General features: G+C 54.2%; 21 protein-coding genes and 1 pseudogene. 7 read left to right on the top strand and 15 right to left on the bottom strand.

Translation table 11 applies throughout. The features are described 5' to 3' along the window. Window positions 1–132: 132 nt before the first annotated feature. Both GXB78_RS05525 and GXB78_RS05530 read left to right on the top strand, forming a co-directional pair. Window positions 133–1,587 carry a tyrosine-type recombinase/integrase gene (locus GXB78_RS05525; RefSeq protein WP_329514652.1) on the top strand — a complete coding sequence of 485 codons (1,455 nt, stop codon included), beginning with the start codon at window positions 133–135 and terminating at the stop codon, window positions 1,585–1,587. A 243-nt stretch (window positions 1,588–1,830) separates the two neighbouring features. Then, complete coding sequence (locus GXB78_RS05530; RefSeq protein ID WP_329514653.1) at window positions 1,831–3,177, top strand: MFS transporter; 1,347 nt, start codon at window positions 1,831–1,833, stop codon at window positions 3,175–3,177. A 101-nt stretch (window positions 3,178–3,278) separates the two neighbouring features. On the opposite strand, the gene GXB78_RS05535 is transcribed toward GXB78_RS05530, so the two are convergent. Beyond that, on the bottom strand, window positions 3,279–4,178 hold the full coding sequence (locus tag GXB78_RS05535; protein WP_329514654.1) for a LysR family transcriptional regulator: 900 nt from the start codon (window positions 4,176–4,178) through the stop codon (window positions 3,279–3,281). A gap of 98 nt (window positions 4,179–4,276) precedes the next feature. Here GXB78_RS05535 and GXB78_RS05540 point away from each other — a divergent pair, with 98 nt between their 5' ends. Both GXB78_RS05540 and GXB78_RS05545 read left to right on the top strand, forming a co-directional pair. After that, window positions 4,277–4,903 (top strand): RraA family protein, encoded by a 627-nt coding sequence (locus GXB78_RS05540; RefSeq protein ID WP_329514655.1) that lies wholly within the window; start codon window positions 4,277–4,279, stop codon window positions 4,901–4,903. A gap of 17 nt (window positions 4,904–4,920) precedes the next feature. Next, window positions 4,921–5,790, top strand: coding sequence for an NAD(P)-binding domain-containing protein (locus tag GXB78_RS05545; RefSeq protein WP_329514656.1), 870 nt, complete (start codon window positions 4,921–4,923; stop codon window positions 5,788–5,790). 471 nt (window positions 5,791–6,261) lie between these two features. Here the strand turns inward: GXB78_RS05545 and GXB78_RS05550 are convergent, their stop codons facing one another. The 12 genes from GXB78_RS05550 to GXB78_RS05605 all read right to left on the bottom strand — a co-directional run bounded on the left by GXB78_RS05550 (window position 6,262) and on the right by GXB78_RS05605 (window position 18,797). Continuing rightward, on the bottom strand, window positions 6,262–7,302 hold the full coding sequence (locus tag GXB78_RS05550) for an MBL fold metallo-hydrolase (protein ID WP_329514657.1): 1,041 nt from the start codon (window positions 7,300–7,302) through the stop codon (window positions 6,262–6,264). A 69-nt stretch (window positions 7,303–7,371) separates the two neighbouring features. Beyond that, window positions 7,372–7,941, bottom strand: a complete 570-nt coding sequence (locus tag GXB78_RS05555) for a TetR/AcrR family transcriptional regulator (RefSeq protein WP_329514658.1) — start codon at window positions 7,939–7,941, stop codon at window positions 7,372–7,374. Between the two features lie 17 nt (window positions 7,942–7,958). Beyond that, complete coding sequence (locus GXB78_RS05560) at window positions 7,959–8,762, bottom strand: crotonase/enoyl-CoA hydratase family protein (protein WP_329514659.1); 804 nt, start codon at window positions 8,760–8,762, stop codon at window positions 7,959–7,961. A gap of 51 nt (window positions 8,763–8,813) precedes the next feature. After that, window positions 8,814–10,199 (bottom strand): DUF1329 domain-containing protein, encoded by a 1,386-nt coding sequence (locus tag GXB78_RS05565; RefSeq protein ID WP_329514660.1) that lies wholly within the window; start codon window positions 10,197–10,199, stop codon window positions 8,814–8,816. A 139-nt stretch (window positions 10,200–10,338) separates the two neighbouring features. Further along, complete coding sequence (locus GXB78_RS05570) at window positions 10,339–11,523, bottom strand: acetyl-CoA C-acyltransferase (RefSeq protein WP_329514661.1); 1,185 nt, start codon at window positions 11,521–11,523, stop codon at window positions 10,339–10,341. Between the two features lie 17 nt (window positions 11,524–11,540). Further along, complete coding sequence (locus GXB78_RS05575; protein WP_329514662.1) at window positions 11,541–12,467, bottom strand: SDR family NAD(P)-dependent oxidoreductase; 927 nt, start codon at window positions 12,465–12,467, stop codon at window positions 11,541–11,543. A gap of 16 nt (window positions 12,468–12,483) precedes the next feature. Continuing rightward, on the bottom strand, window positions 12,484–12,945 hold the full coding sequence (locus GXB78_RS05580; protein ID WP_329514663.1) for a MaoC family dehydratase: 462 nt from the start codon (window positions 12,943–12,945) through the stop codon (window positions 12,484–12,486). 11 nt (window positions 12,946–12,956) lie between these two features. After that, complete coding sequence (locus GXB78_RS05585; RefSeq protein WP_329514664.1) at window positions 12,957–13,736, bottom strand: SDR family NAD(P)-dependent oxidoreductase; 780 nt, start codon at window positions 13,734–13,736, stop codon at window positions 12,957–12,959. A gap of 11 nt (window positions 13,737–13,747) precedes the next feature. Then, window positions 13,748–15,520, bottom strand: a complete 1,773-nt coding sequence (locus GXB78_RS05590; protein WP_329514665.1) for an acyl-CoA dehydrogenase — start codon at window positions 15,518–15,520, stop codon at window positions 13,748–13,750. Between the two features lie 10 nt (window positions 15,521–15,530). Next, the gene (locus tag GXB78_RS05595; RefSeq protein ID WP_329514666.1) at window positions 15,531–16,319 is read right to left on the bottom strand and encodes an enoyl-CoA hydratase/isomerase family protein; all 789 of its coding nucleotides are present in this window, start codon (window positions 16,317–16,319) and stop codon (window positions 15,531–15,533) included. A gap of 82 nt (window positions 16,320–16,401) precedes the next feature. Then, window positions 16,402–17,190 carry a crotonase/enoyl-CoA hydratase family protein gene (locus tag GXB78_RS05600; protein ID WP_329514667.1) on the bottom strand — a complete coding sequence of 263 codons (789 nt, stop codon included), beginning with the start codon at window positions 17,188–17,190 and terminating at the stop codon, window positions 16,402–16,404. Window positions 17,191–17,231: 41 nt separating this feature from the next. Further along, a complete protein-coding gene (locus tag GXB78_RS05605; RefSeq protein ID WP_329514668.1) occupies window positions 17,232–18,797 on the bottom strand; it encodes a long-chain-fatty-acid--CoA ligase in 1,566 nt (521 codons plus the stop codon). Between the two features lie 237 nt (window positions 18,798–19,034). On the opposite strand from GXB78_RS05605, the gene GXB78_RS05610 reads away from it, so the two are divergent. Next, a complete protein-coding gene (locus GXB78_RS05610; RefSeq protein WP_329514669.1) occupies window positions 19,035–19,346 on the top strand; it encodes a putative quinol monooxygenase in 312 nt (103 codons plus the stop codon). Between the two features lie 179 nt (window positions 19,347–19,525). Here GXB78_RS05610 and GXB78_RS05615 read toward each other — a convergent pair. After that, window positions 19,526–19,721, bottom strand: a pseudogene (locus GXB78_RS05615) (IS66 family transposase); the annotation flags it as partial. Between the two features lie 600 nt (window positions 19,722–20,321). On the opposite strand from GXB78_RS05615, the gene GXB78_RS05620 reads away from it, so the two are divergent. Together GXB78_RS05620 and fabF are read left to right on the top strand one after the other, a co-directional pair. After that, a complete protein-coding gene (locus GXB78_RS05620; RefSeq protein WP_329514670.1) occupies window positions 20,322–20,939 on the top strand; it encodes a TetR/AcrR family transcriptional regulator in 618 nt (205 codons plus the stop codon). 308 nt (window positions 20,940–21,247) lie between these two features. Further along, entirely contained in the window at window positions 21,248–22,537 is a 1,290-nt protein-coding gene (gene fabF / locus GXB78_RS05625; RefSeq protein ID WP_329514671.1) for a beta-ketoacyl-ACP synthase II, read from the top strand. A gap of 233 nt (window positions 22,538–22,770) precedes the next feature. On the opposite strand, the gene GXB78_RS05630 is transcribed toward fabF, so the two are convergent. Beyond that, entirely contained in the window at window positions 22,771–24,129 is a 1,359-nt protein-coding gene (locus GXB78_RS05630) for a carbohydrate porin (protein ID WP_329514672.1), read from the bottom strand. Window positions 24,130–24,297: the final 168 nt, after the last annotated feature.

The raw sequence follows: 24,297 nt of genomic DNA on the forward strand, positions 1-24,297 counted from the left end.
CAAAATTTTACTCTGGATTTTTCTAAGCTAGTATTTACTTGAGCTCCAGCGGTGTTCTGCTCTACGAGAGTCCAGCAACGTCCATCAAGAGCCGACGTTTTTGTGGGGGTAAAAGTAGGGGGAGTCCGTTTCATGGCCAAAATCACCATCAAAGAACTCGAGTCGCTGACCGCCAACGATGCCGGCCGCATCCTCCGGGAAGATGGCAATCTCGCGGGTCGAATTTCCCTGCGTAAGGACGGCGTGTCGGTCAGCTTTTTCTATCGCTATCGCTGGGGCGAGCAGAACAAAGAATACGCCTGCGGGTCTTGGCCACGCAAATCCTTGACGGACATCCGTAAGGCCCGCAACCAGGCACGGGCACTCATTGATGAGCAAATCAATCCCAACGAACTCAAGAAAATCGCCAAGGCACAAGCATACGCCGCGGCTAACGTAGAGGCCGAAAAAGTAGAAACGACGAAGGCGCAAACGCTGACCGTCCAGGATCTGGTCAAGGCCTGGTTGTTGGATGGCGTGGCGCGCAAAGACGGTAATGCCGAGTTGCATAGACGTTTTAACAAGGACCTTTTGCCAGCACTTGGCAAGATCGCGGTGAACAATGTTTCCGAACACGATGTTCGGGCGCTGATCCGCGCCGTGGTCAACCGCGGCGCTTACCGGCAAGCCATCAGTTTCTTTGCCGACCTCACCCAGATGTTTAGCTGGGCTAGAAAGCGTCAGCCCTGGCGGGCCTTATTGATCGAGGGCGATCCGACGGAACTCGTCGACATCTCCCCTCTGATCCCAGCCGACTACGAGGCCGAAAGAAGCCGGATCCTTTCACCGGCAGAGCTGTTGGAACTGCACAACCGCTTCCAGCAAATGACTGCTGATTACAACGCCCTCCCCGCCGGGCGAAAATATGACGGCATACGGCCGCTAAAGAAAGAAACCCAACTCGCACTATGGATCAGCCTGGGCACGCTGTGCCGGATTGGCGAGCTGCTTCAGGCTGAATGGAAAAATGTCGATCTGGAGCGGCAAACGTGGTTCCTCCCCAGTGAAAACGTCAAAGGCTCCCGGGGCAAGAAACAAGACCACCATGTTTTCCTCTCCCCCTTTGCCCTGCATTTCTTTCAGGAACTCAAGACCCTCACGGGAGACTCCCGGTGGTGCTTTCCGAACAAGCAGGATGACGGACATGTGGACGTGAAAGTGGTGAGCAAACAGGTCGGCGACCGCCAGGCTCGGTTCAAAAACCGTAAGGCCCTCTCCAGACGGCGTCACGACGATACACTGGTGCTTGCCGACGGCCAGAACGGTGATTGGACGCCGCATGACCTGCGCCGCACGGGCGCGACGATGATGCAGGCTTTAGGGGTCAGCCTGGACGTCATCGACCGCTGCCAAAACCATGTGTTGGCCGGCTCTCGGGTTAGGCGCCATTACCTGCATCACGACTATGCCGAAGAGAAGAAGTGTGCCTGGAACCAGCTGGGCGATCGACTCAGTGCGGTGCTGTCCTCGAACTACGAGCACACTCCAAACGAGTCGATGTTCTCTTTTCCAGTGTACGCGGCGCCAGAAACGCGAGCACAGTCATAGGCGGTTGCGTCCATAGCTTACCGTGCGGTAGAGCAATGGATCACGACCTGGAGGCCCTTGCTGCCAAAAGGCTGCCAGCGCAGCCCAAGTAGCGTATGGCACCTGTTTTCTTGGTGGCTGGCCTCGCCCTCCCCGCCCAACAATGCCGATAAGGAATGTATCGGCTTTCTAATTTATCGCTTTTTCTATCTATGAAGAATGTCGACCATAGCAACTCCAATAAACATAAAAATCGGAGGGCCCATGACCGCTATCGCCACCACTGCTGCCACTGCACAGCCTGCAAGGTCAAAGTACCGCTGGCTTGTGCTGGGTGTAATCGTGACCGTATACATGTTGGCTGCGGCCGATCGCGCTAATATCGGCATCGCCTTGCCTTACATTCAGAAAGAATTTGGCGCGACCAATGCACAGGCTGGCCTGCTCGTCAGCGCATTCTTTTTGTTTTACTCGCTGGGCCAGATACCCGCTGGCTTTCTACTCAGTCGCGTAGGCGTTCGCTTGGTCGCCCCTATTTCCATAGGGCTGACATCTGTGGTTACGTTGTTAATCGGCACCGCCAGTAGCTTGGGCATGTTAAAAATCTACCGTTCGGCCCTAGGTGTCGCCGAAGCCGCACTTCCTCTTTCAATGCTCAGTACGATTAATCGGTGGTTTCCTGCTCGAGAGAAGGGCTTAGCCACCGGCGCTTTTCTATCAGCAGCCAAAATGGGAGCAGTCATCGCGCCCCCAATTGGTGCCGCGCTGATCATGCTTGATGGTTGGCGGACGATGTTTTTTGCTTTCGCCGTTCCAGGTGTGTTGATGGCCCTCCTTTGGTGGTGGCTTGTACCCAACGACCCTCGTGGCAGTCGTCGTGTCAACGAAGCCGAGGCTACCCATATCGAGGATCAATCGAAGGCTGACAAGAGTACAGAACGCACTCACAAAAGCTTTGGTGCATTCGACAAAGCCCTACGTTACAAAAACACTCCCGCGCTGGTGACCTCACGGTCTGTGTTCAAATCCTGGAATATATGGGGATGCGGTCTCGGTTATCTGCTGATGACAGGCGTTGTCAATGTGCTGCTGGCCTGGCTTCCAAAATATCTGGGAGAGGTAAAGCATTTCGAACTAATGCAGATAGGCTTCGTTGCGTCACTGCCGTTCGCGGGTGGCGTCCTTGGTAACGTGGTTGGGGGATGGCTATCAGATACGGTGCTAGACCGCCGCAGAAAACCGACGATGATGATCAGCGCGGTCGCGACTTGCTTGATGATGGTTGCACTGGTGTATGCACCTAATGACCTGTTCTCCGTGAGCCTGCTGCTTTTCGGTACCGGCTTTCTCCTGAATATTGGCTACTCATCGTTTTCTGTTTACCCAATGGGTCTCACAACCCGTACCACCTATCCTGTAGCAGCGTCCTTGGTGAACACTGCCGGACAGGCCGGTGGTGCAATGGCTCCTCTTATCACAGGAATGCTGTTGGACAGCTACAGCTGGACGGCTGTGTTCATTTTCCTTGGTGTATGTTCGCTCGCAGCGCTTGTGTTTGTAATTTCAATCACTGAACCCGCCGACGAGAATGCCGCTGCTGCCACTGCATAAGCAAAACCTCGTGCCAAGCCCGGCGACCTCACCGAAGTCGACTGCACCATTCTCAGAAACCAGTGAACGACACAAGGAGCAGGGGTTCCGCTCTGCTCCTATCAGCTTTGCAATTGCCGCGAGAAGTCGCATAACTCCACTGCGCGAGAAGCCACTTCCTGAACGAATGCAGAAGACCTGTCATTACGATACATCGCCATGTAGGGCACTAGCGGAAGCTCAGGTTCCGTTCGTATAACAGCCAGTTTCCCCTCGTCGACTAAGGGCTGGAAGCAGTCGAGTGGGAGATAAGTCACTCCCATTCCGGCGGCTGTTAGGCCAAGGATCGCCGTCAGGCTGTCTGAGGACAATGTTTTTGGTAGATCAATGCCAAGGGATCCGAGCCACTTGTTCACAAACAGCCCCGATCCTGATTTCTTTCCTTGGACTAGCACCGGATATTTGGCCAACTCGGCGAGCTCAACTACTCCAGCATTGGCGATTAAACCGGGCGCGGCCATCCACACGTTTTCAACCGATCCAAGCGGAACTGACGTCACCTCTGGCGCAGTGAAGGTGTCAGGGATGATTATGAAGTCGACTAAATCATCCATTAGCCTTTCATGAAGGTTGCGGCTCATATCGACTTCAGGCTCGACGGTCAGCCCCGGAAAATCGACTACCAATCGTGTGATGAGGCGAGGCAGCCACGTGAGAGCTGTCAGTTCTGTGATCCCAAGCCGAAGGCGGCGCGTGACGACATGCGTGCCATCCTTCAGCGATGCAATTTTATCGGCAAGGCCGAGCATTTCACGAGCAATAACAAGAAGCTCCTCACCCGAAGCCGTGAGTCGTGCGCCACGCTGAGATCGATCAAAGATCCGCAGGCCCGTTGACTGTTCTAGTTCTTGAATTCGCTTGGAGATAGCTGATTGCGTCGTATTGAGCTGTTCGGCAGCCCGCACGAACGTTCCGAGGCGCTCGATCCAATGCAGCGCGATAAGTTGCTGGAGGGTAACCACGAGCATTCCTAATAAGAATGTATATATATAGAATAATATCGCTTTTTCTATTCACCAGCATCTTTATCCTCAGAGACCTTGCCACCTGAGGAATTCAAATGAACGCCATCGTCCAAACCCCAGAGCTCAATGCGTTGCTGGCGGCCTATACCCGCACCTCGACGTCCATCATCAGCGATTGCCTTGATCGCCTACCTGGAGCCCCACTGCGGCCCTTCCACCGCATCGAAGGCACCATGGCCGGCATCGCATTAACGGTGAAAGTGCCTTGTGGCGATAACCGGGCAATACATCAGGCCCTGGAGCTCATCCGTCCAGGTCACGTCTTGGTTATCGATGGTGGCGGTGATATCAGCCGCGCCCTGATGGGAGACATTATGGCCGCTATCGCCGAAAAACGCGGTGCAGTTGGGATAGTCATAGACGGTGCTATTCGAGACTTGGCCACGATCGGCAAGGGGGCATTCCCTGTGTTTGCGCGAGCGGGGATGCACCGTGGCCCTTACAAAAACGGGCCTGGCGATATAAATGTACCTGTTTGCATCGGTGGCATGGTCGTGTCCCCTGGCGATTTCGTCGTCGCAGATCATGACGGTGTAGTCGCCTTCCCAGCATCGCTGGCCGAGAGTTTGCTGCGACAGTGCCACGCCACAGAACAAAAAGAAGCTGAGATGATGGCGCAGATCGCAGCCGGTACTTACAAGGGCGCCTACGCGGCCCACTGAAACGGAAAAATAACAAGATGAAAATAGCAATAATTGGCGCCGGTGAAGTCGGCCTCACGTACGCGCGACCATGGTCTGCAGCTGGAAATAACGTAATTCTGTGTGATCTCAAGCCATCCTCCAGGGCGCAAGCATTCGCCGAAGAACTGGGGCTAAGTATATCGACTTCGGTTATCGAAGCTGTTGCGGACTGTGACATCGTGGTCTCCTGCGTTTTTGGCACCGTTTCATTGGCTGTGGCTGAGGATGCACTCAGCTACATGCATGAAGGTGCCTTGTTCATCGATATGACCACTGCTGACCCGGCACAGATCAGGAAAGCTGGAGAGCGAGCTGCCAAACTCGAGATTCAGTATGTGGACGTGGCTATCCTAGGGGCCATCGCGCTAACTCACGAAAAGACCAACTTGATAGGAGCCGGTACAGGGATTGATCGTGCGGTCAGCCTTTATGCTTTGGCTGGGGCACCACTCAAGCCTGTAGAAGATGGTCTTGCGGGCGATGCAGCGGCTCTCAAGATTTTGCGGAGTGTATTCACAAAAGGGCTGGAGGCGCTTACGATCGAGTGCTTCATGGCTGCCGAGAAGCAGGGGGTTACTGAGAAACTGCATGACGCCTTGAGCGACATCGACCAGGCCAGTTTGCGTGACTTTCTTGGTGCCTTGATCCGGACGCATGTCGTACATGCGCCACGCCGGTTGAAAGAGGTCGAAGAAGCAGAACGGCAGCTTCGTGCGGCTGATATGCCTGTATCCGTATTGCCAGGCGTGAAAGATCTGTTTCAACGGACTGCCGATCAAATCAACGCGAGCGCTCTCGAAACCACTACACCGACATTAGATCAGGCATTCGAGTGGTTGTTCAAAGCCAACGGTGTTACCCGGTAAACCTGCAGAGCACGGCGAACTATTGCGAGCCGGAGCGGGCATGTCGATGGTTATAGCCGAGCTTATTCGAGTTGCGTCTGCGCGGACACCACTAAGGCGGGTCGTTGTCTACCACGGAACATTGCTTAGGATATGGGTTGGGTGCAGCCGGGCCACTCCTGGCGGGCTGGCTGCACGGCATTTCCAGAATATGGCAGGTGCCCTGGGACTGCTTTCAGACGCAGCTTGGCTGCAACTTGTCTTTTCCGTACTGGCCGGACGAACCTGCTTTGCAAATGAAGTGACTGATCGTCCCCACAGAACTAATGCATCTACTGTAGGGGATGCTGACCGCTACTGTCGGCCTGTGAAGGCAAGCAGATGGGTGCAAGGCGAATCTTCGACATGAGCCGAGAATAAAATCCGGATTGATACTCGTCGGGGAACTTGTGGATGAAGTAATTGAGCCATACCCGCCCCGCGAACGTACGGCTATACAACGGTGGCGCTATACCAATCAACTCCAGATTCGTCTTCACACTTGATTGCTTTCCCTCTCGCGAGCAGGTAGTTCAAGTTAGCCAAGCTTTCCCCTGTCGCCATCGTCAATAGGAAACCGTCTGACATGGTGATGTTGCGACCGAAAAGGCACTCGAAGATATCCACCGAGCGACAGGGCTCTTTGAGGCGAACGAGTAGCTCTGCAAGTATTCGATGCTGTATCAGCAACAGGTCGTCCAGTCGGGCGTGCAGACCTCTGAAACACTCATTATGAGAAGGTAGTACCAGTACTTGGTTGCTGACCTTGCGCTTGATTTTGATCAACGAACTTAGCCATCCCTCCATGGGGTTCGCATCAGGCTGAAGCGAAGGAACGGATACATTTGAAGTAATTCTGGGCAGTACTTGATCCCCTGAGATGAATAGTTGAAGCGCCGGGCAATAAAAGCACGCATGCTCAGGAGTATGGCCCTGTCCGACGATTACTTGCCACTCATGCTCACCTATAATAATTCGATCTCCGTCCGAGAGTATTTTAAACAGCGGCGGCAGCGGATGGGCTACTTTTGCAAAACCACCATATGAATTACAAAATGCATCCAGTGCACTTTGATTCCAACCAGCACGGCGATAAAATTCGATCTTAGCCGAAGGTACTGAATCCTCACGTCGTAGAAGCTCCTGGCATCCGTGATACTCATGGCCAGTCATCCAAAGCTCACAGCGAAAACGCTCTGTTAGCCAGCCAGCCATACCCATGTGGTCCGCATGCATATGGGTACACAGCACTCTCGTAACGGGGGCCCCTTTCAGTAATTGGCCAAGAATTCTCTCCCAGGTTTCCTGCACTATGTCGATGCGCATTCCTGTGTCGACAACTGCCCACCCGGAGCCATCCCGGATGAGCCAGAGATTGACGTGATCAAGCCTGAAGGGAAGTGGCATTCGAATCCAAAGCACTCCAGGAGAAATTTCAGTAACCGATCCTTGCTCTGGTTTCGGAAAAGGGTATTCCAAGCCTGATGTGGCCATTAGGTAATCTCTCAAGACAGTCGGTGAAAACGAGTGACCTCTGCTCGGCCACACGATGAAAGATTTTTCTTAGCCCGCCTGTGTTGACAGCGCTTGCTGAATTTCCTTGACCCATAATTCCGATCCGACTGCACGGAAAAGGAAACTAACTCCGAGCATGGCAGAAAACTGAATCAGGGCCTGTTCGCGCGTCATTCCAAAACCTTGGTCCTGAACAACGCTGACCATCGTGTCGAGCAATGTTTTGGTGCCATTGCGGTACGATCGTAAAAACGACTGGTCATGGGAGGAGTTGAAGGCGCTCTGACCCAAAGCAACTATCGGACAATGGCCGCTTTCGGCAAGGTCCAGATATTGAGTGATAAAAAATTGCGCAGGGGCTTGCGAAGCCTTTTGTGCTTCGCTCAACATACCCTGCCACGTTTGTAATGCAGAGTGGAAACTCCGATCACATACCTCAACTGCAAGGTTTTCCTTAGACTCGAAGTATTTGTAAAACCCGCCGCAGGTCAGATCGAGCTCCGCCATGACTCTTGAAAGGCCGACCTCCTTCACGCCGTGCTTATGAAATAGCGCGGAGGCCGCCTTCAAAATCCCTAAGCGCGTGGCCTCCGCCTTTTTGCATTTGTATCTCTTCATCCGGTGCCTCCTGGGATTTACCAGGTACGATTGATGTAACATTGCTCTGACTTTTTCAGCCTTCGTGCCACAGCAATGCTCTGGTTCGGCTTACCGATGACGCGCCGTTGCCACAATCGCTCAAGGCTTAGAGCGGAAGATTCGCTTGCACTCCATGCGCCTATTAGGAGTTGCTTTCCTGCTGCGATCGCATCGGGTGACTGCTTTGAAAACTCCTCACAAAGCTCAACAGCTGAGGCCAAAGGATCATCCGAGAGGTGGGTGATTACACCCAAATGCTTGGCTTCTTGGGCGCTCAGGGTCCTGCCCGAAAATGTAAGTTCCATTGCTATATCTTTCGACAGCAGTTCCCTCAAAAGTACTGTGCCTCCCATGTCTGGCACTAGCCCCCAATTAGATTCCATGATCGACAACTGTGAGGACGGTGCGGCTATACGGATGTCAGCGCCCAGAGCAATCTGAAGGCCAGCGCCAAAGCAGTTCCCATGAATTGCCGCAATGACGGGAACACTCAACGATCGCCATACCAGCGAAACCTTCTGGTATCGGTTCATAGTCGGCTTCCAGAGCGGGAGGAATGCCAGCAGCTTCTTCAACGGCCCACCGGTCATGATCTCTTTGAGATCCATCCCGGAGCAGAACGATGGGCCGTTTCCCGTAACGATTACTGCGCGGATATCCGGATCATGCTTCAGGTGCTCCGCGCAACCTATCAAGTCCAAAAGCATCTGCGTATTGAGCGAGTTGTGCTTGTCGGGACGGTTGAGACGGACAGTTGCTATTGCACCGTGGTAACTCAACTCTGCAAATTTCCAGTTCACACAATCACCCCGTATTTCTTTGAAACGCACGATAACAGCGGCTGTTGATTTTCAGCGAACGCCCAACTGTCTCAAAGCGCCAGTAGTGAAATCGTTCTCTTGCGGCTTGACATCAAAATTCCAGGCATGCTTTTCTTCGTTCTTCAGGCCCATCGCCAAGTAACGACCTGATTGCAAATCGTAAAGCGCATCCATGGTGTAAGACGGTACCTGTTGGTGGTAGTAGAACTGCGGATGCCCTTCTGCCACACGCCATAGCGCATCTCGACCGTCGTAGTGGTCGACGGTGGCAATCAGCCAACTGTCTTCATCAATGAAGAAGTCTCTTTTGGCGTAAATGTGCCGTGCACCTGGCTTCAAGGTAGCGGTCACATGCCATATCCGTCGCAATTCATAACGAGTCAAATCCTGGTTGATATGCCCAGCCTTGATGATGTCCTCGTACTTCAAGGTCGGGGAATCGAGTCGATAACTGTTAGCCGGGATGTAGATCGTTTTCTTTCCTTCAAGCTTCCAGTCGTAACGATCCAGCGCACCGTTAAACATGTCCAGGTTGTCTGCGGTACGCATGCCATCCGATGCGGTACCGGGCCCGTCATAGGCCACCTGAGGAGCCCTGCGTACTCGACGCTGGCCCGCGTTGTAAATCCATGCTTGGCGTGGGTTGGCGACTTGGTTCAGGTAGTCATGGACCAGCATCACGCTTCCAGCTAGACGCGAGGGGGCAGTGACGACCTGTTTGTAATACTGAAGCTCACCATCGGGTTTTTTCATCGCATAAAACGGTAAAACTTGGTCCTCAAAATGAACGGGAACAAAGCCACCGTTTACCTGGGGAGTAGCTTGTATAACGAATCGACTGAAGCCCTGACCTCTATAGCTGGTGAGGTGATTCCAGATCACCTCCTGGCCGTTTTCAGGAATGGGGAACGGCACTCCGCCTGCGTAGTTCTCAAGGCCGTTCCCCCCTTCCACCAGTTTTACTTTGGTCGCGTTCGCGCGAGTCATCTCCAGCCATTGACTGGGAAAGTTCACCGTCCGATGCGTCGGGTAAACTGGCATCTTGTAAGTATCTGGATAGCGTTTGAAAAGCGCTTGCTGACCAGGAGTCAGATGCTTCTTGTAACGGTCAACCGTTGCAGCGGTAATAACAAAGAGGGGCTTCTCGTTGGCAAATGGATCGGCCAGGAACCCTTTTGAATCCACGGCGCCGGCATTTTTCGCCAGGCCGCCTTGCCACTCAGGAATTCCGAGAGCAGTATCGGCAGCTTTTTCGGCACCGACCGGGGTCAAAACCCCACCTAGCTGGTTAGCTTTTTCAGGTGTTACGGCAGAAAAAGCCGGCGCACAATTCAATGCAGCCATAAGGACTGCTGAAGTTAAAAGCAGACGTGTTGTCTTGCTCAACGATTCGGCATAATCAAGTGATGCACTCATGTTCGATACACTCCTAGCTTTTGTTTTTATTGTTCAAAGGCGTGATGAAAAAAAGCGGGCGACCAGAGCGATCGTGGCGCCTGATCGGCCCAAAAACTCCTGTGATGGAGTCAAATAACTCGCCTCACAGGAAAACTATTCATACGACCTCAAATAACCCCGCAGCGCCCATGCCACCGCCGATACACATTGCGACAACAACAAACTTCGCCCCTCGACGCTTGCCTTCAATCAATGCATGCCCTACCAGACGTGCTCCAGTCATGCCATACGGATGGCCAATGGAGATGCTCCCGCCATTGACGTTGTACAGCTCAGGATCAATTTCCAGCTTGTCGCGGCAATACAGCACCTGACAGGCAAACGCTTCATTGAGCTCCCACAAGCCAATATCGGAAACTTTCAGGCCGTGTTGCTTAAGTAGCTTCGGAATGGCGTAGACGGGACCGATGCCCATCTCTTCTGGAGCACACCCAGCTACGGTCATACCACGATAGATACCCAGAGGAGCCAGCCCTCGGCGCTCAGCAAAACGGGCTTCTGTCAGCACACATGCCGAAGCGCCGTCTGATAGCTGGCTGGCGTTGCCACCCGTGATTACGCCACCCTCGACGACGGGCTTGAGTTGAGAGAGACCGTCGTAAGTGGTGTCCGGACGGTTGCCTTCATCTTTGCTCAAGAGAAGGTCGCGGAAACTTATCTCGCCGGTCTCCCTGTCCTGCAGCTTCATGCGTGCCTGGAACGGGACAATCTCATCGTTGAAAAGGCCCAGCTCCTGCGCTCTGGCAGTACGAATCTGCGATTCGAGAGAGTAGCGATCCTGCTCCTCACGTGAGATACCATACTTCTTCGCCACCGACTCAGCGGTATGCAGCATGGGCATGTAAGCGTTCTGAACATGAGCGACTACGTTCGGGTCTGCCTCCTGACCAACCCAGGCGAAGTAATTGTTCTGTACAGCAGAAATGTTGTCCTGCCCCCCCGCAATCGTGGCGTCCATGCCATCAAAGGTGATCTGCTTGGCCGCAGTGGCAATCGCCATCAACCCTGAGGAACACTGACGGTCCATCGTTTGTGCGGGAACAGTCACCGGTAAACCTGCGGCAAATACTGCATTGCGCGCCAAGTTGCCGCCGGCAGTACCCGCAGAAAGAACAGTGCCGATTACCGCATCTTCGAAAACATCGCCTTCGAGACCGGAGCGCTCCACAGCATGGCGAATAGCATGTGCCATAAGCGTGGGGGACTTGGTGTCGTTATACGCCCCACGGAAAGCCCGACCGATTGGCGTACGGGCGGTGGATACGATGACAGCTTCACGCATGATGAAATCCTCGGGATTCAGACGGTGGGAAGCTCGACGCCTAAGGCATCAGCAGCTTTTCGAACGAAGCGCATCGTTTGGTCAAAAGCGCCTTCAAGCGCTTTCTGGCCTTGCGTTGCGGCAATCTCATTGAATCGTTGCGCAATCAACTCCGGGGTACGCTCATGCTCATGCAAGAAGAGGCCTTCCGTCTCGTAGAGATTGCTACACGCGAACACGCCGGCACCCGCACCAAGAATCACTTTGGATGGCGCGGATTCACTTGCGAGAAATAGCAACCCAGGCGTAATGGTTTCAGGTGCCAGCAATGGCAACACCGCTGGTGGGATCAGGTCTTCAGTCATCCGCGTCGCTGCAGTGGGAGCCAGTACGTTCACGCGGATATTGTTTTTCTGACCTTCCAGGTGCAGCACATTCATCAGCCCTAACATTGCTGCCTTCGCAGCACCGTAACTAGCCTGCCCGAAGTTGCCATATAGACCGGAAGCTGACGAGGTTAAGACGACGCGACCATAATTCTGCTCGCGCATCAGATCCCACACCGCTTTAGTGCAATTCACCGTACCGCGCAAATGCACATCAACCACTTTCCAGAAGTCATCAAGCGAGCCTTTAGTAAAAGTGGCATCGCGCAAAATGCCGGCGTTGTTGATGAGAATGTCTACACGCCCCCACTTCTCGCGCGTTTGCTCGACCATTGCCTGAACTTCGTCAAAGTGAGCGACGTTGGCACCATTGGCGACGGCATCGCCACCCGCTGCGCGGATCTCTTCTACCACCGCTTCTGCGGCAGCAGAGTTAGCGCCGCTTCCGTCACGAGAGCCACCGAGGTCATTGATTACAACCTTTGCGCCTCGTGCAGCCAAACCTAGAGCATGCGAACGGCCTAGGCCGTTACCTGCCCCAGTGACAATCGCCACCCGCCCGTCAAATCGAATAGTCATATTTATTCCCTCTTGCCTAGACCAGGACCATGCTGATCCACTCGGCGATCAGCGCTGGCTTGTCCTCACCTTCGATCTCGACGGTGATATTGGTGATGATCTGGTAGCGTCCAGGACCTGTTTCACTGAACTCAGCGATCACAAATTTGGCCCGCACTCGCTTGCCACTGCGCACAGGCGCCAGGAAGCGGATCTTGTTGTAGCCGTAGTTCACACTGGCCTTCATTCCTTCTAGGGCTGGGAGGGTTTTTTCAATCAGCGAGGGCAGCATCGATAGCGTCAGCAGCCCATGGGCGATGGTGCCGCCGAATGGCGACGCTTTGGCCTTTTCTGCATCCACATGGATGAACTGGCGATCTTCGGTGACCTCAGCGAACGCGCTGATTCGCGCCTGATCCAGCAGCAGCCACGGCGACGGCTCAAGGTCTTTGCCGACAAGAGCACGGAGTTCTTCAGCAGTTACGGTACGGTTGTGCATGACGGTGCTCATCAACGGGTGGTGGAGAAGCCGCCATCAAGGGGGATGACGGCGCCAGTGATGTAAGAAGAAGCAGCTGAGGACAGGAAAATCGCGGTACCCGCAGCATCGGATTCCAGACCGGTACGACGGCGAGGAATGACTTTGAGGATCTCGTCGCCCTTAGCCTTGAGCATCTGCTCCGTCATCTTGGTTGCGAACGGACCAGGGGCGATGGCGTTAACATTGATATTCGCGCGCGCCAGATGAGCCGCAAGGTGGCGAGTCAGATGATGAACTGCCGCTTTGCTTGCCGAGTAGGAGTAGTTGCCGTAATCAGGACTGGTCAGCCCATCGACGGAACCAATGTTGATTACGCGCGCCGGATCTTCATCGGTACCCGCAGCCTGCAGAGCACTCCCCAGTTTCTGGGTTAGGAAGAAGATGGACTTCAGGTTCAAGTCCATCACCTTGTCCCAGCCGCTCTCCGGGAACTCGCCGAAACTTGCACCCCAACTAGCGCCCGCGTTGTTCACCAGAATATGCAGCTTGGGTTCGCGACGAAGAATCTCATCGGCCAGTTTGTTCAGTTGCTCCTGATCGCCCAGGTCCGCTGCAATACCAACCGCATCGCCGTACTTCTTCAGTTCTTCCTCGGCGGCTGCACAGGCGTCCGCTTTGCGAGAAACCACATAGGTCTTGACGCCGGCTTGCACCAAGCCCTTAGCGATCATGAAACCAATGCCACGGGTGCCGCCGGTTACCAGGGCGACTTTGCCACTCACGTCAAACAGATCTTTTTTAGCGGTCATGGTGATTCCAATCAGAAGTTGAGGCTTACGGGATAGGCCTTAAGTGCCTGCTCAATCTCAGCTGCTGCTTCCAGGCGGCTGATCCGAAGCTCGGCATCCGGCAGTTGATAAGCGAAATAAAATTGTCCTTGGGCGAGTTTCACGACCTTGTCGACAGGAAGGTCCTTGGCTTCCAGCGCAGCAAGCGCCCTTAGCCACAACGTGGCGATAACGCCGTGGCCAATCAGCCAGAGAAATTCGCGAGCGCATTGCAGTGCCGCATAGGGTGAACGGGCAAAGTCCGTTTTAAGCATCTTCACAACCGCTTCGATACGGCTCAATAAATTGAGCGTCTTCTCCACGTAGTGAGCGTGGGAACCGACATCAGGCAGCTCTGATATCTGTTCACGTAGCCAATCCAACGTCGCGTCAACTGCTTGATGTCTACCGTCATCGAGACGACGCAGAATCAGGTCAAGCGACTGGACGTCGTTGGTGCCTTCGTAGATCGGAAGAATCTGCACGTCACGCAGCAACACTTCGACGCCGGTATCCCGGATGTAGCCGTGACCACCGTGGGTTTGCATGGCAGCCGTCGCCACATCCACACCCACTTCGCTGCAAATCGCCTTAGAAGCAGACATCAGCACCGGCAGCATCACCTGCGCCCGCATACGAGTCTCAACGCTGACGCCATCGTTCGTCTGTTCGTTAACCAACGACGTTGAGAAAGCCAGCATCCGTGCGGATGAAACAAGCATGCGCATACGCACGATTTCTCGACGAATATTGGGATGCTCGAAGATCGGCAGCGAAGCTTTGGTGCCGCCGACAAGATCGCGTCCCTGCACCCGTTCCAAGGCATAGGCAATGGCCTTCTGGCTGGCGATTTCAGCTACGCCGATGGCCTGAAATGACGTCCCGATACGGGCCAGCTTCATCATGCCGAACATGCCCATCAGGCCTGTGCCGGGAGCGCCGACGATCCAGCCTTGCGCGTTCTCGAACAACAGCTCTGCGGTGGCTGAGGCGTGAATGCCCAGCTTGTGCTCAACACGTGGGCACGTCACCCCGTTACGTGTTGTCCAGGCGCCATCATCAGAGACCTTGAACTTGGGAACGATGAACAGACCCAAACCACCTAACCCCGCCGGTGCGCCCTGGATTCGAGCCAACACGAGGTGAATGATGTTATCGGTCAGATCGTGATCGCCACCGGTGATGAAAATCTTGGTGCCTGAAAGTCGATAGGTCCCGCCTTCACCTTCGGTAGCAGTGGTGCGGATCAGTGAAAGATCAGTGCCACATTGCGGCTCCGTCAGACACATGGTCCCGTTCCACTCGCCGTTACCAATTTTTTGAAGGTAGGTCTCTTTCAGGTAGTCGGAGCCGATTGATTTAAGAACGGAGTAAACGCCGAGACGGATCGAGGCATACAAAGCGAACGACATGGACCCGGCGCTGAGCACCTCGTCACACGCAAAGCCGAACGGAAGAGGCAGACCCTGGCCCCCGTCCTCAATGGCTGTATGCAATGCACCCCAGCCATCCTCGACGAAGCTGTTGTAAACCGCGTGGTACCCCTTGGGCGCCTTCACACCGTCTGCGGTAACCGTGCACCCCTCCTTGTCCGCCGACTCGGCCAGTGGAACAAGCAGCTCCGCTACAAACTGCCCTAGCGTATCGAGAACAGTGGCGAGGGTTTCGGCCGAGGCTTCTTCCCCGCCTATCGTGGCGTACTCCTTGGCCAGCACATGGCTGGCCAGGAACTGGTACTCCCCGACGGGAGCTTTATAAGTAGTCATTGGACCGACCTCACTCGCCCGTAAACTTGAGAGTGCCCTTGACCAGCGATTCCGCACCCTCAGAGGCGAAGGTGTTGACCGCATTGATCATATCTTGCGTGGCGAACGTGGCCGGGCCGGACTCGATAACACGCTGGTCAGCTGCAGACTGCCCAAAACCAACTGCGGTATTGATCAGGTGTTTAGAAGCGGCATAAGCCACGGTTGGGCCATTGGCAAGCTTCATCGCGTAAGCACGGGCTTTAGCCTCGACGTCTGCGTCAGGTACGATACGGTTGATCAAACCCCAGTCGAGTACAGTTTTTGCGTCGTAGATACCAGCGGAGAAGACCATTTCCTTCGCGCGGGCCAGACCTACACGGGCTACCAAACGCTGAGCACCGCCGAGCAGAGTTGTGGTGCCGATACGGGCTTCTACCTGGCCAAAACTGGCGCCTTCACCGGCAAAAATGATGTCGTGGATTTGGGCCATCTCGCAGCCGCCACCCAGGCACATCCCACGTACCGCAACAACGGTGGGGAAAGGCAGGTTTTCGAAACGCTGCATTTCCGGAATCGAACGGTTCAACATTCGACGGGCGAAATTCGCGTCCTGACCAACAAAGTTTTCGGTGATATGAGCACCGGCGCAGAAGTGGTCCCCTTCCGCCAGAGTCAGGAACGCACGCGCTTTGTTTTCGATGGCCTGGTCCACAGCGTCCATCAGGCCGCGAAACGACTGAAATGTCAGGAGGTTCATTGGGCCGTCGCTGAAGGTCGCGATTGCCAGTGGGCCATCCATTTCGAATTTAACGGTCATGCTCTATCTCCTTTCTCTGGTTTCATCGGGCAAGCCGATGGCGTCCCCGCCGGTTACTGCGGAGTTCTTTGTATGTGGTTAATCAACGGCCTTTGAAGTCAGCTGGACGACGCTCAGCGAACGAGCGCAGGCCTTCCTTGAAGTCTTCAGTGGCGAATACGGTTTTCTGGATTTCAGGAATGCAGTCGATGGCGGCCTGCTCGCCTTCCTGGAGGTACTTGAGTGCAGCGGCTTTCGCAGCGCGCAAACCAATGGGCGCGTTTTTGCAGATCAGCCTAGCGATCTCCATAGCTCGCTCCTTGTGTTTCCCGAACGGGTGCACTTCCTGAACAAAACCGATCTCTAACGCCCTTTGCGCGTTGAACTCGTCGCATAAGAAAAGGTGGTACATCGCGTTGCCCCACCCTGTACGGGTGAGGTAGCGGAAGTGAGCACCACCGAGCGGGGCTATGCCGCGTCTGGACTCCATTTGGCAAAACGTCGCGGTATCGGCGGCGATGACAATGTCGCCAGCCAGCATCATTTCGATGCCGACGGTATAGGTCTTGCCATGCACCACAGAGATGACTGGCTTGGTGCAACGGTTGTTGAGGCCGAACGGATCAACCCAACCTTCAGGGAGTGGTTTGACCGTGGCATTGGGGCCGAAGAACTTCGGCATATCCAGCCCCGCTGTGGTGTGCTCGCCCTCAGGGCAGAGCACTGCGACCCAAATGTCAGGATCGTTGTTGACCGTGGTGAGATGGCCAGCCAGTTGCTCAATCATTTCAGGGGAAAAGGAGTTGAGCTTTGCCACGTTGTCGACGGAAATGACTGCGATATGGTCGTTGACCACCATGCGTACTTCGCCGGCTTTCTTTTCGTCGCTCATGATTATTCCTTGCTTGTATGTATGCGATATCGAACCACGCCTCAGGCCACGCCGCGCGTTTGTTGGCTCCAGTAGGGTTCGCGAATCAGGCGTCGCAGTACCTTGCCCGTAGCGTTGCGCGGCAGGTCTGAAACAAAGTCGACGGACTTGGGGATCTTGAAACCGGCCACATGGCCACGGGCATGAGCGATTAGTTCTTCAACGGTAAGGGAGGCGCCGGGCTTCAACACAACCACGGCCTTGACGGACTCCCCCCAGTGCTGGTCAGGCACACCGATAACGGCCACGTCGGCAATGGCTGGATGGCTGTACAAAACGTTTTCTACTTCTGCGGGGTATACGTTTTCGCCACCCGTAATGATCATGTCCCGCTTACGGTCGTAGATGTACAGATAGCCGCGGGCGTCCAGATAGCCCATGTCACCGGTGTGGAACCAGCCATCTTGCATAACGGCCAACGTGTCGTCTTGGCGCTTCCAGTAGCCCTTCATTACTTGAGGGGAACGACAAATAATTTCACCAATATCGCCTGGTGGCAGTGCCTGGCCGTATTCATCAATCACGCGAAGCTCGACAGACGCAGTCGCTGCCCCACAGGACAACGCCAAGTCGGCGTTGCCGGCTATGATCGCGTGATGATCGTCTGGCGAAAGGTAGGTAATAGGCCCCGAAGTTTCTGTCAGACCGTAGAGCTGACCGAAACCGCTGTTTGGAAGCATCGTCATGGCCTGTTTTAACAGGCTGGTGGCCATGGGCGCAGCACCGTAAAGGATGGTCTTCAGACTCTTACAAGCCAGGCCGGTTTTTTCCATTGCAGCCAATAAGCCACGAACCATTACCGGCACCATCAGCGTCAATGTGACCTGTTCTCGTTCTATGACCGCCGCGATTTCCGTTGGCACAAACTCACGGGTGACAATTACTCGGGACCCCATGGCCAAGCCATAGATACCCAGCATTGCGCCCGCAACGTGGGCATGAGGGAGGCACAGAAGAACAACGTCGTCAGAGCTGATATCACCGCAGGGGCTGCGCTCCCCGGTAGAAAGCGAAGACATAGGCGCGAGAAATAGATTTTCGCTGGTGAGGCGAACGCCCTTCGGCACACCAGTGGTGCCACTGGTGTATATCTGAAGGCAGTCGTCAGAGGGCAACATGTTCGATTCCGCCGGAATCGCAGACTGTTGGTCTCTCCAAGCGCAGTACGCATCACCGGTGACAATGAAGTGCTCAACGAACGATAGCTTCGGCTTGATCTCGTCGATCAGGGCTTCAAACGCAGGGCCTACAAAAAGAATGCGTGGATGGCAATCAGCGAGAACTTGCAGAACCTCAGGTGCCGATAGGCGGCTGTTAAGGGGCGTCATCACCAGATTTGCGCGTGCCGCACCCACCCACATCTCGTAGAAGTGATCGCTGTTGTGATCCAGGACCGCGACGCGCTCTTGATTGGTCGCTCCCAGCGACAGCAAACCATTGGCAACTTGGTTGGCCCGGGTGTCCAACTCATGGACAGTGGTCTTCCTGTCGCCAAATACCAGGGCGGTCTGACCGGGGCGTGTGTTGGCCGTTGCGCGAGCAACATCGGCCAGAGTCAACTCAGCCATCGAATATTCTCCAGAAGCGCCCTGATTATTATTGGGTGGCGCTTTCGAGACCGATGCTATGCGATATCAAAAATGAACAACGTCTTCCAGAAGACAGTGTTTTGAAATTTATCTTTGGCTCACCATCTCTGAACACATTGTCATCTGGCCGACGGTTTCTTGCCGAGCAGCTAGCTAAGATCCCTTCCGAAAGCACTACACCTACAACAAAAACTTAGCGTCTAAGGAGCTATACGTATGCCCGAGACTACTAGCACTTCCGCGGTGGGTATCATTGCCAGAATCCAAGTAAAGACCGGTACAGATGCGGATTTTGAACTGCTTGCAAATGATCTAGTGCGGCACTCACGCGAGGAGCCTGGTTGCCTCGCATATGATCTATGGCGTGTAGAAGGTGAAAGCGAAGGATCGTACGCGTTTATCGAGCGCTATGTGGATAGCGCTGCTGCCGATGCCCATCGCCGTACCGATCACTTTCGTCAGATTGGGCGCAAAATGGGTGAATACTTAGCTGGAGCTCCGGTGGTTATGCAGCTCAAGTCTGCTTGATCTGAGCTTTTAGGACCCTGTCGAAATTTCCTCAGAAATGATGAGGTCGACGTTTGGCCGTTTCCTGCCGGCTGTGAGAGGTAGAAATCGGCCAAAACCAGTAGTTTAGATAAGCATAAAAAGTCAATCGTAAATGAATCGCGCATCGGAGGTCGGTTTCCAACCACGCGATTTTAATGCTCCGCCTGCAGGTTTTTATTCGTAGCGTGCAGATCGAAGAACTTGCGCCGGGCACCCGAACTCGATCACGCCGAGATCAGAGCTGGCCTTGCAGCCGCCAAAATCGTCGCAGATCAGTTTGCCCCTACAGTCTTGCAAGAATTTGCGAGTACGGTCACCGACGCAGCTGGAGCTGAAGTCGTAAACCACCGCTGCCAAGCCCGAGCACTGGAGATTGCGTAGGCTCAGGCATAGGAACGGTTCCATTGGGGAGATAGCTCACTGCCCTTGGACGCTCAGAGCGATCTGCGGCTATCCAGATTTGATAGATTAAGACCTCCATAACTTATTACACCTGGTTAAAAATAATCTGACACCGTCGACTCCCAAGGCCTGCACGACCACGTTGGCCTGGCGACATCAGCTCCGACGCAATTTTCCGTATCACCATCGCGCTCAGTGCTGCGCTATCAGCCCGTGGTGTCGAAAAATCTGAAGGCATGACAGCGCAGTAGAACGCATCTTTGGCCGCGACTCCCTGTGCCATCGAACCTCTTTGCACACCAACGACCTGAGCCACTTTCTACAACGGCGATACACCGCTGTTAGGGAGGCGATCGCTCAATGATAGGGCGCACGCCTCCGATTGAACCGACTCAGCCAACGTGCGCCTCACGTCAGAAGGAGCGCGGGGCATAACTGCTTTGTATCACAAAGGTTTCTTGATCATTTCAGGCCTGAATGGAAATCGGTCCTGCCCCTATTGTGTATATGTCACGCTTTGCCAGTAGCGGTGCAAGACGCTAAGCTAATGTGATGACTGAAATATTGCTTCCATCCTCCGCAACGCGGGGTCCAACTGATCACAACGTCCGCGATCAGATTGTCGCTGCGGCGACGGAACATTTTGCTCATTATGGTTATGAGAAAACGACCGTTTCCGATCTGGCCAAAGCCATTGGGTTTTCCAAAGCCTACATTTACAAATTCTTCGATTCCAAGCGGGCTATCGGAGAGGTTATCTGTGGGAATTGTTTGGGGTCCATCATCATCGCGGTTCAAAAATCGATTGGCGATTCCACTACGGCGTCTGATCGCTTGCGCAGCATGTTCGGGACAGTAGTTACCGCAAGCATGGGTCTTTTCTCTAATGAGCGAAAGCTCTATAGCGTAGCTGCATTCGCCGCAAGTGAGCACTGGCATGCAGCCGCGCAGTACGAAGATCGGCTCATTCAGTTTCTTCGGCAGATTCTCAAGGAGGGACGTGATTCCGGAGAGTTTGAGTGCACAACGCCGCTGGATGAGACCGTCAGTGCTGTCTACCTGGTGCTTCGACCATACGTAAATCCACTGCTTTTACAGTACCAACTCGACCAAGCCGAAGCGGCTTCAGGGCGGCTGACGCGCCTATTGCTACGCAGCTTGGCACCTTGACCCCAGAGCCGTGACCATTGACAATATCGGTCACAAATCACAAAATGAAAGCTCTTACTTTAGGAAAGAGCTTTCATGGGTAATCCCCGTCTTGTTTCCTACACCTTAATGGGTTCACTACCATTTTCGCTAACCGCATGTGGCGAGACTGACGATAGTCATCTACGTACATTTCCTCCCTAGTGCGCGTCGCAGCGGAAATTTACTGACTATAGATTTTGCCCTCCTCCACAACTTGATGCGGGCAGCTTGGATAACTACGGCTTTCGATGTACATGCCGTAACGTACCAAAAATGAGGCAAGCAAAATGGCAACTCAAAGCAAGAGAATTGTAGTGACTGGAATGGGCCTCGTCAGCCCTTTGGGATGTGGAGTCGAAGAAGTGTGGCAGAGACTGCTGGCAGGCCAATCAGGTATTGCCACCTTGCCGGCTGATCTGGTTGAGGGAGTAGACTGTAAAATTGGAGGGCAGGTACCTTCGCTGGAAGACGACCCTAGGGCGGGATTCGACCCATTGTCAGCGTCGTCGCCCAAAGATCGTAAGAAGATGGATCGCTTTATCGAATTTGCGCTCGCAGCGGCGCAGGAAGCACTGGCACAGGCGGACTGGGCACCACAAGATACGTCCAGTCAGGAACGCACCGCTACCATCATTGGTACAGGCATCGGAGGCTTTGGCTCAATCGTACAAGCTGTTCACACAACCGACGAGCGTGGACCTGGGCGCCTCTCACCTTTCACTATCCCCTCGTTCCTCGCCAATCTAGCGGCGGGACATGTGTCCATCAAGCATGGTTTTAAGGGTCCTCTGGGGGCGCCAGTAACTGCATGTGCAGCGGGTGTGCAAGCCATTGGAGACGCCGCACGACTTATTCGTAGCGGTGAAGCGGATATCGCCGTATGCGGCGGGACGGATGCAGCGCTGCATCGAGTGAGTCTGGGAGGGTTTGCAGCAGCACGCGCTCTTTCCAACACGTTCAACGACCGACCGGAGCAGGCATCTCGCCCCTTTGACAAAGATCGGGACGGCTTCGTGATGGGGGAAGGTGCAGGAGTTCTAGTTATTGAATCACTTGAGCATGCCCTGGCACGGGGCGCTCATCCGATCGCAGAATTGGTAGGGTATGGAACCAGTGCAGACGCGTACCACCTGACGGCGGGTCCGGAAGACGGCAGTGGTGCAAGACGCGCCATGGAGCAAGCCTTAAGCCAAGCAGGGATTGGCCCTGAGAACGTACAACACATCAACGCTCACGCTACCTCCACACCCGTTGGAGACAAGGGTGAATTGGCAGCTATCCGAGCCGTGTTTGGCACTCCTTCCCAAGTGGCGATTACCTCCACTAAATCTGCAACTGGCCATTTACTGGGCGCAGCAGGAGGTATTGAGGCGATCTTCACCGTGCTGGCGCTTCGAGACCAAATTGTGCCGCCAACGCTTAACCTAAATACCCCAGACGACGCGGCCGAAGGTCTGAACCTCGTCGCACTCAAATCAAGGCCGCTTGATATTGAATATGCCCTATCCAATGGATTTGGTTTTGGCGGGGTGAATGCCAGCGTGCTATTACGCCGCTGGAACACTGAGCAAATCTGAAGCCCTACAGTCGACACTGGTTTACCTAATCACATCGTCGGCACCTTCTAACTGCAATGCTCACAACCTAACTGGTTGCTTCCTCAAGGCGTACTGCGACGAATTTATCGTCGCAGTACGCTGCGACTAGAAGGTTAGCCCTCCTGGGTTGGTGAAAGGGAACTTAATACGCCACATAACTAGGATAGTTGCGGGTTGCGTGTCAACCCGCCGGGCTTATTAGTGTGCTCTGATCAAAACTTCGACTGAACTTTAATCCCGGCCACCAATGAATTATCCACCTTGTCCACGCCACCCGGGTGTGTGATGTATTGGAGGTTAGGACGCACGGTCAGCCAGTTGGTAACGTGGAAGCCATAGTTGATTTCGTAGTTGTACTCAGTGCTTTGCAGTGGTGCGTACAACGGGTTGTTGTAGTCGGCGATCTCATTATCGGCGTTCACCAGCTTGGCGTTTTTCTTCACGTCATCGTTGACATGGATACGGGAGAAACCGATCCCGACGTCATCTTTTGGACGCGTGTCAAATGGCCCCTTGTAGACGAACATCAACGACTGGTAGTTGTCGACGACGTTGGTATCCTTGTCGTGGAAGGTGGCATTGGCCGCAACGTTCAGACCGCGGGTAGCGTCGCCGTTATGGGTGGTGAGTTGCTGTTGGATCACCCCCCAGTAGCCTTGCTTGCTGTCGTGAACGCGGTAGGCTTCACTGGTGGTCGCTGCGTCGTTACCGTTGTCATCCTTGAGCACGTCATTGGCATTGGCCGTGCTCTTGTAGTAACCCACACGGTATTCACCTGGCAATCCGTTGAGCTTCGGCGACCAAACCAATTCAACCGGCAGTACGGTGCCCTTGGTGCCGCTGCCGCTGAGTTTGAAGCCGTTACCGTGTTCCAGTTGCGATGGGTTCTGATTGTAGGCACCGATCTGCGCATACAGCTCAGGCGTGACGTAATACTTCACGCGGATCGCGGCCTGGCTGACTGGCCAGTTGTACCAGATGTTGGTAGCCCAGTTACCCACTTGGGAACCGCAGAATGCCAGGTTCTGGAACTCGCAAGGGAAGGTGTTGAAGTCTTCGCCTTCGCCGAAGTAACCGGCCTTGACGTCCAGTTTACCGTCGAGAAACTGGTGCTTGATCCACAACTGGGTCAGACGGACCATGTGGCCACGACCGTAGACTTCCTGGGAGGAACTCAAGGTGCCGGCGCGCGGGTCGCCGACACGGTCGTTGGAGATGTTTTGACCGTTACGGTTAGTCAATTGGATCTTGGCTTGGGTGTTATTCCAGCCCAGCAGTTTTTGCAGGTCGAATGCTACGCCCAGGCCAAACTGATCAGCGTAACGCCCTGTCGTTTTATCGTTGTAGCCTCCATTTAGATTCGCCCCCATCTCGCCAACGTAGTCCACTTCAAAATCATAACCTTTGTCATAAAGTTCTTGGCGTACACCTCCCCAATCTCCCGTCAAGTGCTCGCTAGCATTAAACGGTGCGGCCGCCTGGGCGGTACTTATGCAATTCAGAGCGCCCAGCACAGATAGGCCACCAATGAGCCGGAGCTGGTAAAGCGATTTGATATTGAGATTCTTCATGACTTAAATCCTAATTGTTATTTTTATTGGGGTTGATTAAGCGTGACTTGCATCATTTACCTTGAACAGTAAACTTCTGCCCTTATTAGTAGAACTATCATTAATCTCGAGCATCTCTCCTAAGCGGGGAATAAAATTTGAACTGATACAACACCTGCCACTTCAAAC

The sequence above is a fragment of the Pseudomonas moraviensis subsp. stanleyae genome (genome assembly GCF_036283065.1).
Classification (GTDB): domain Bacteria; phylum Pseudomonadota; class Gammaproteobacteria; order Pseudomonadales; family Pseudomonadaceae; genus Aquipseudomonas; species Aquipseudomonas stanleyae.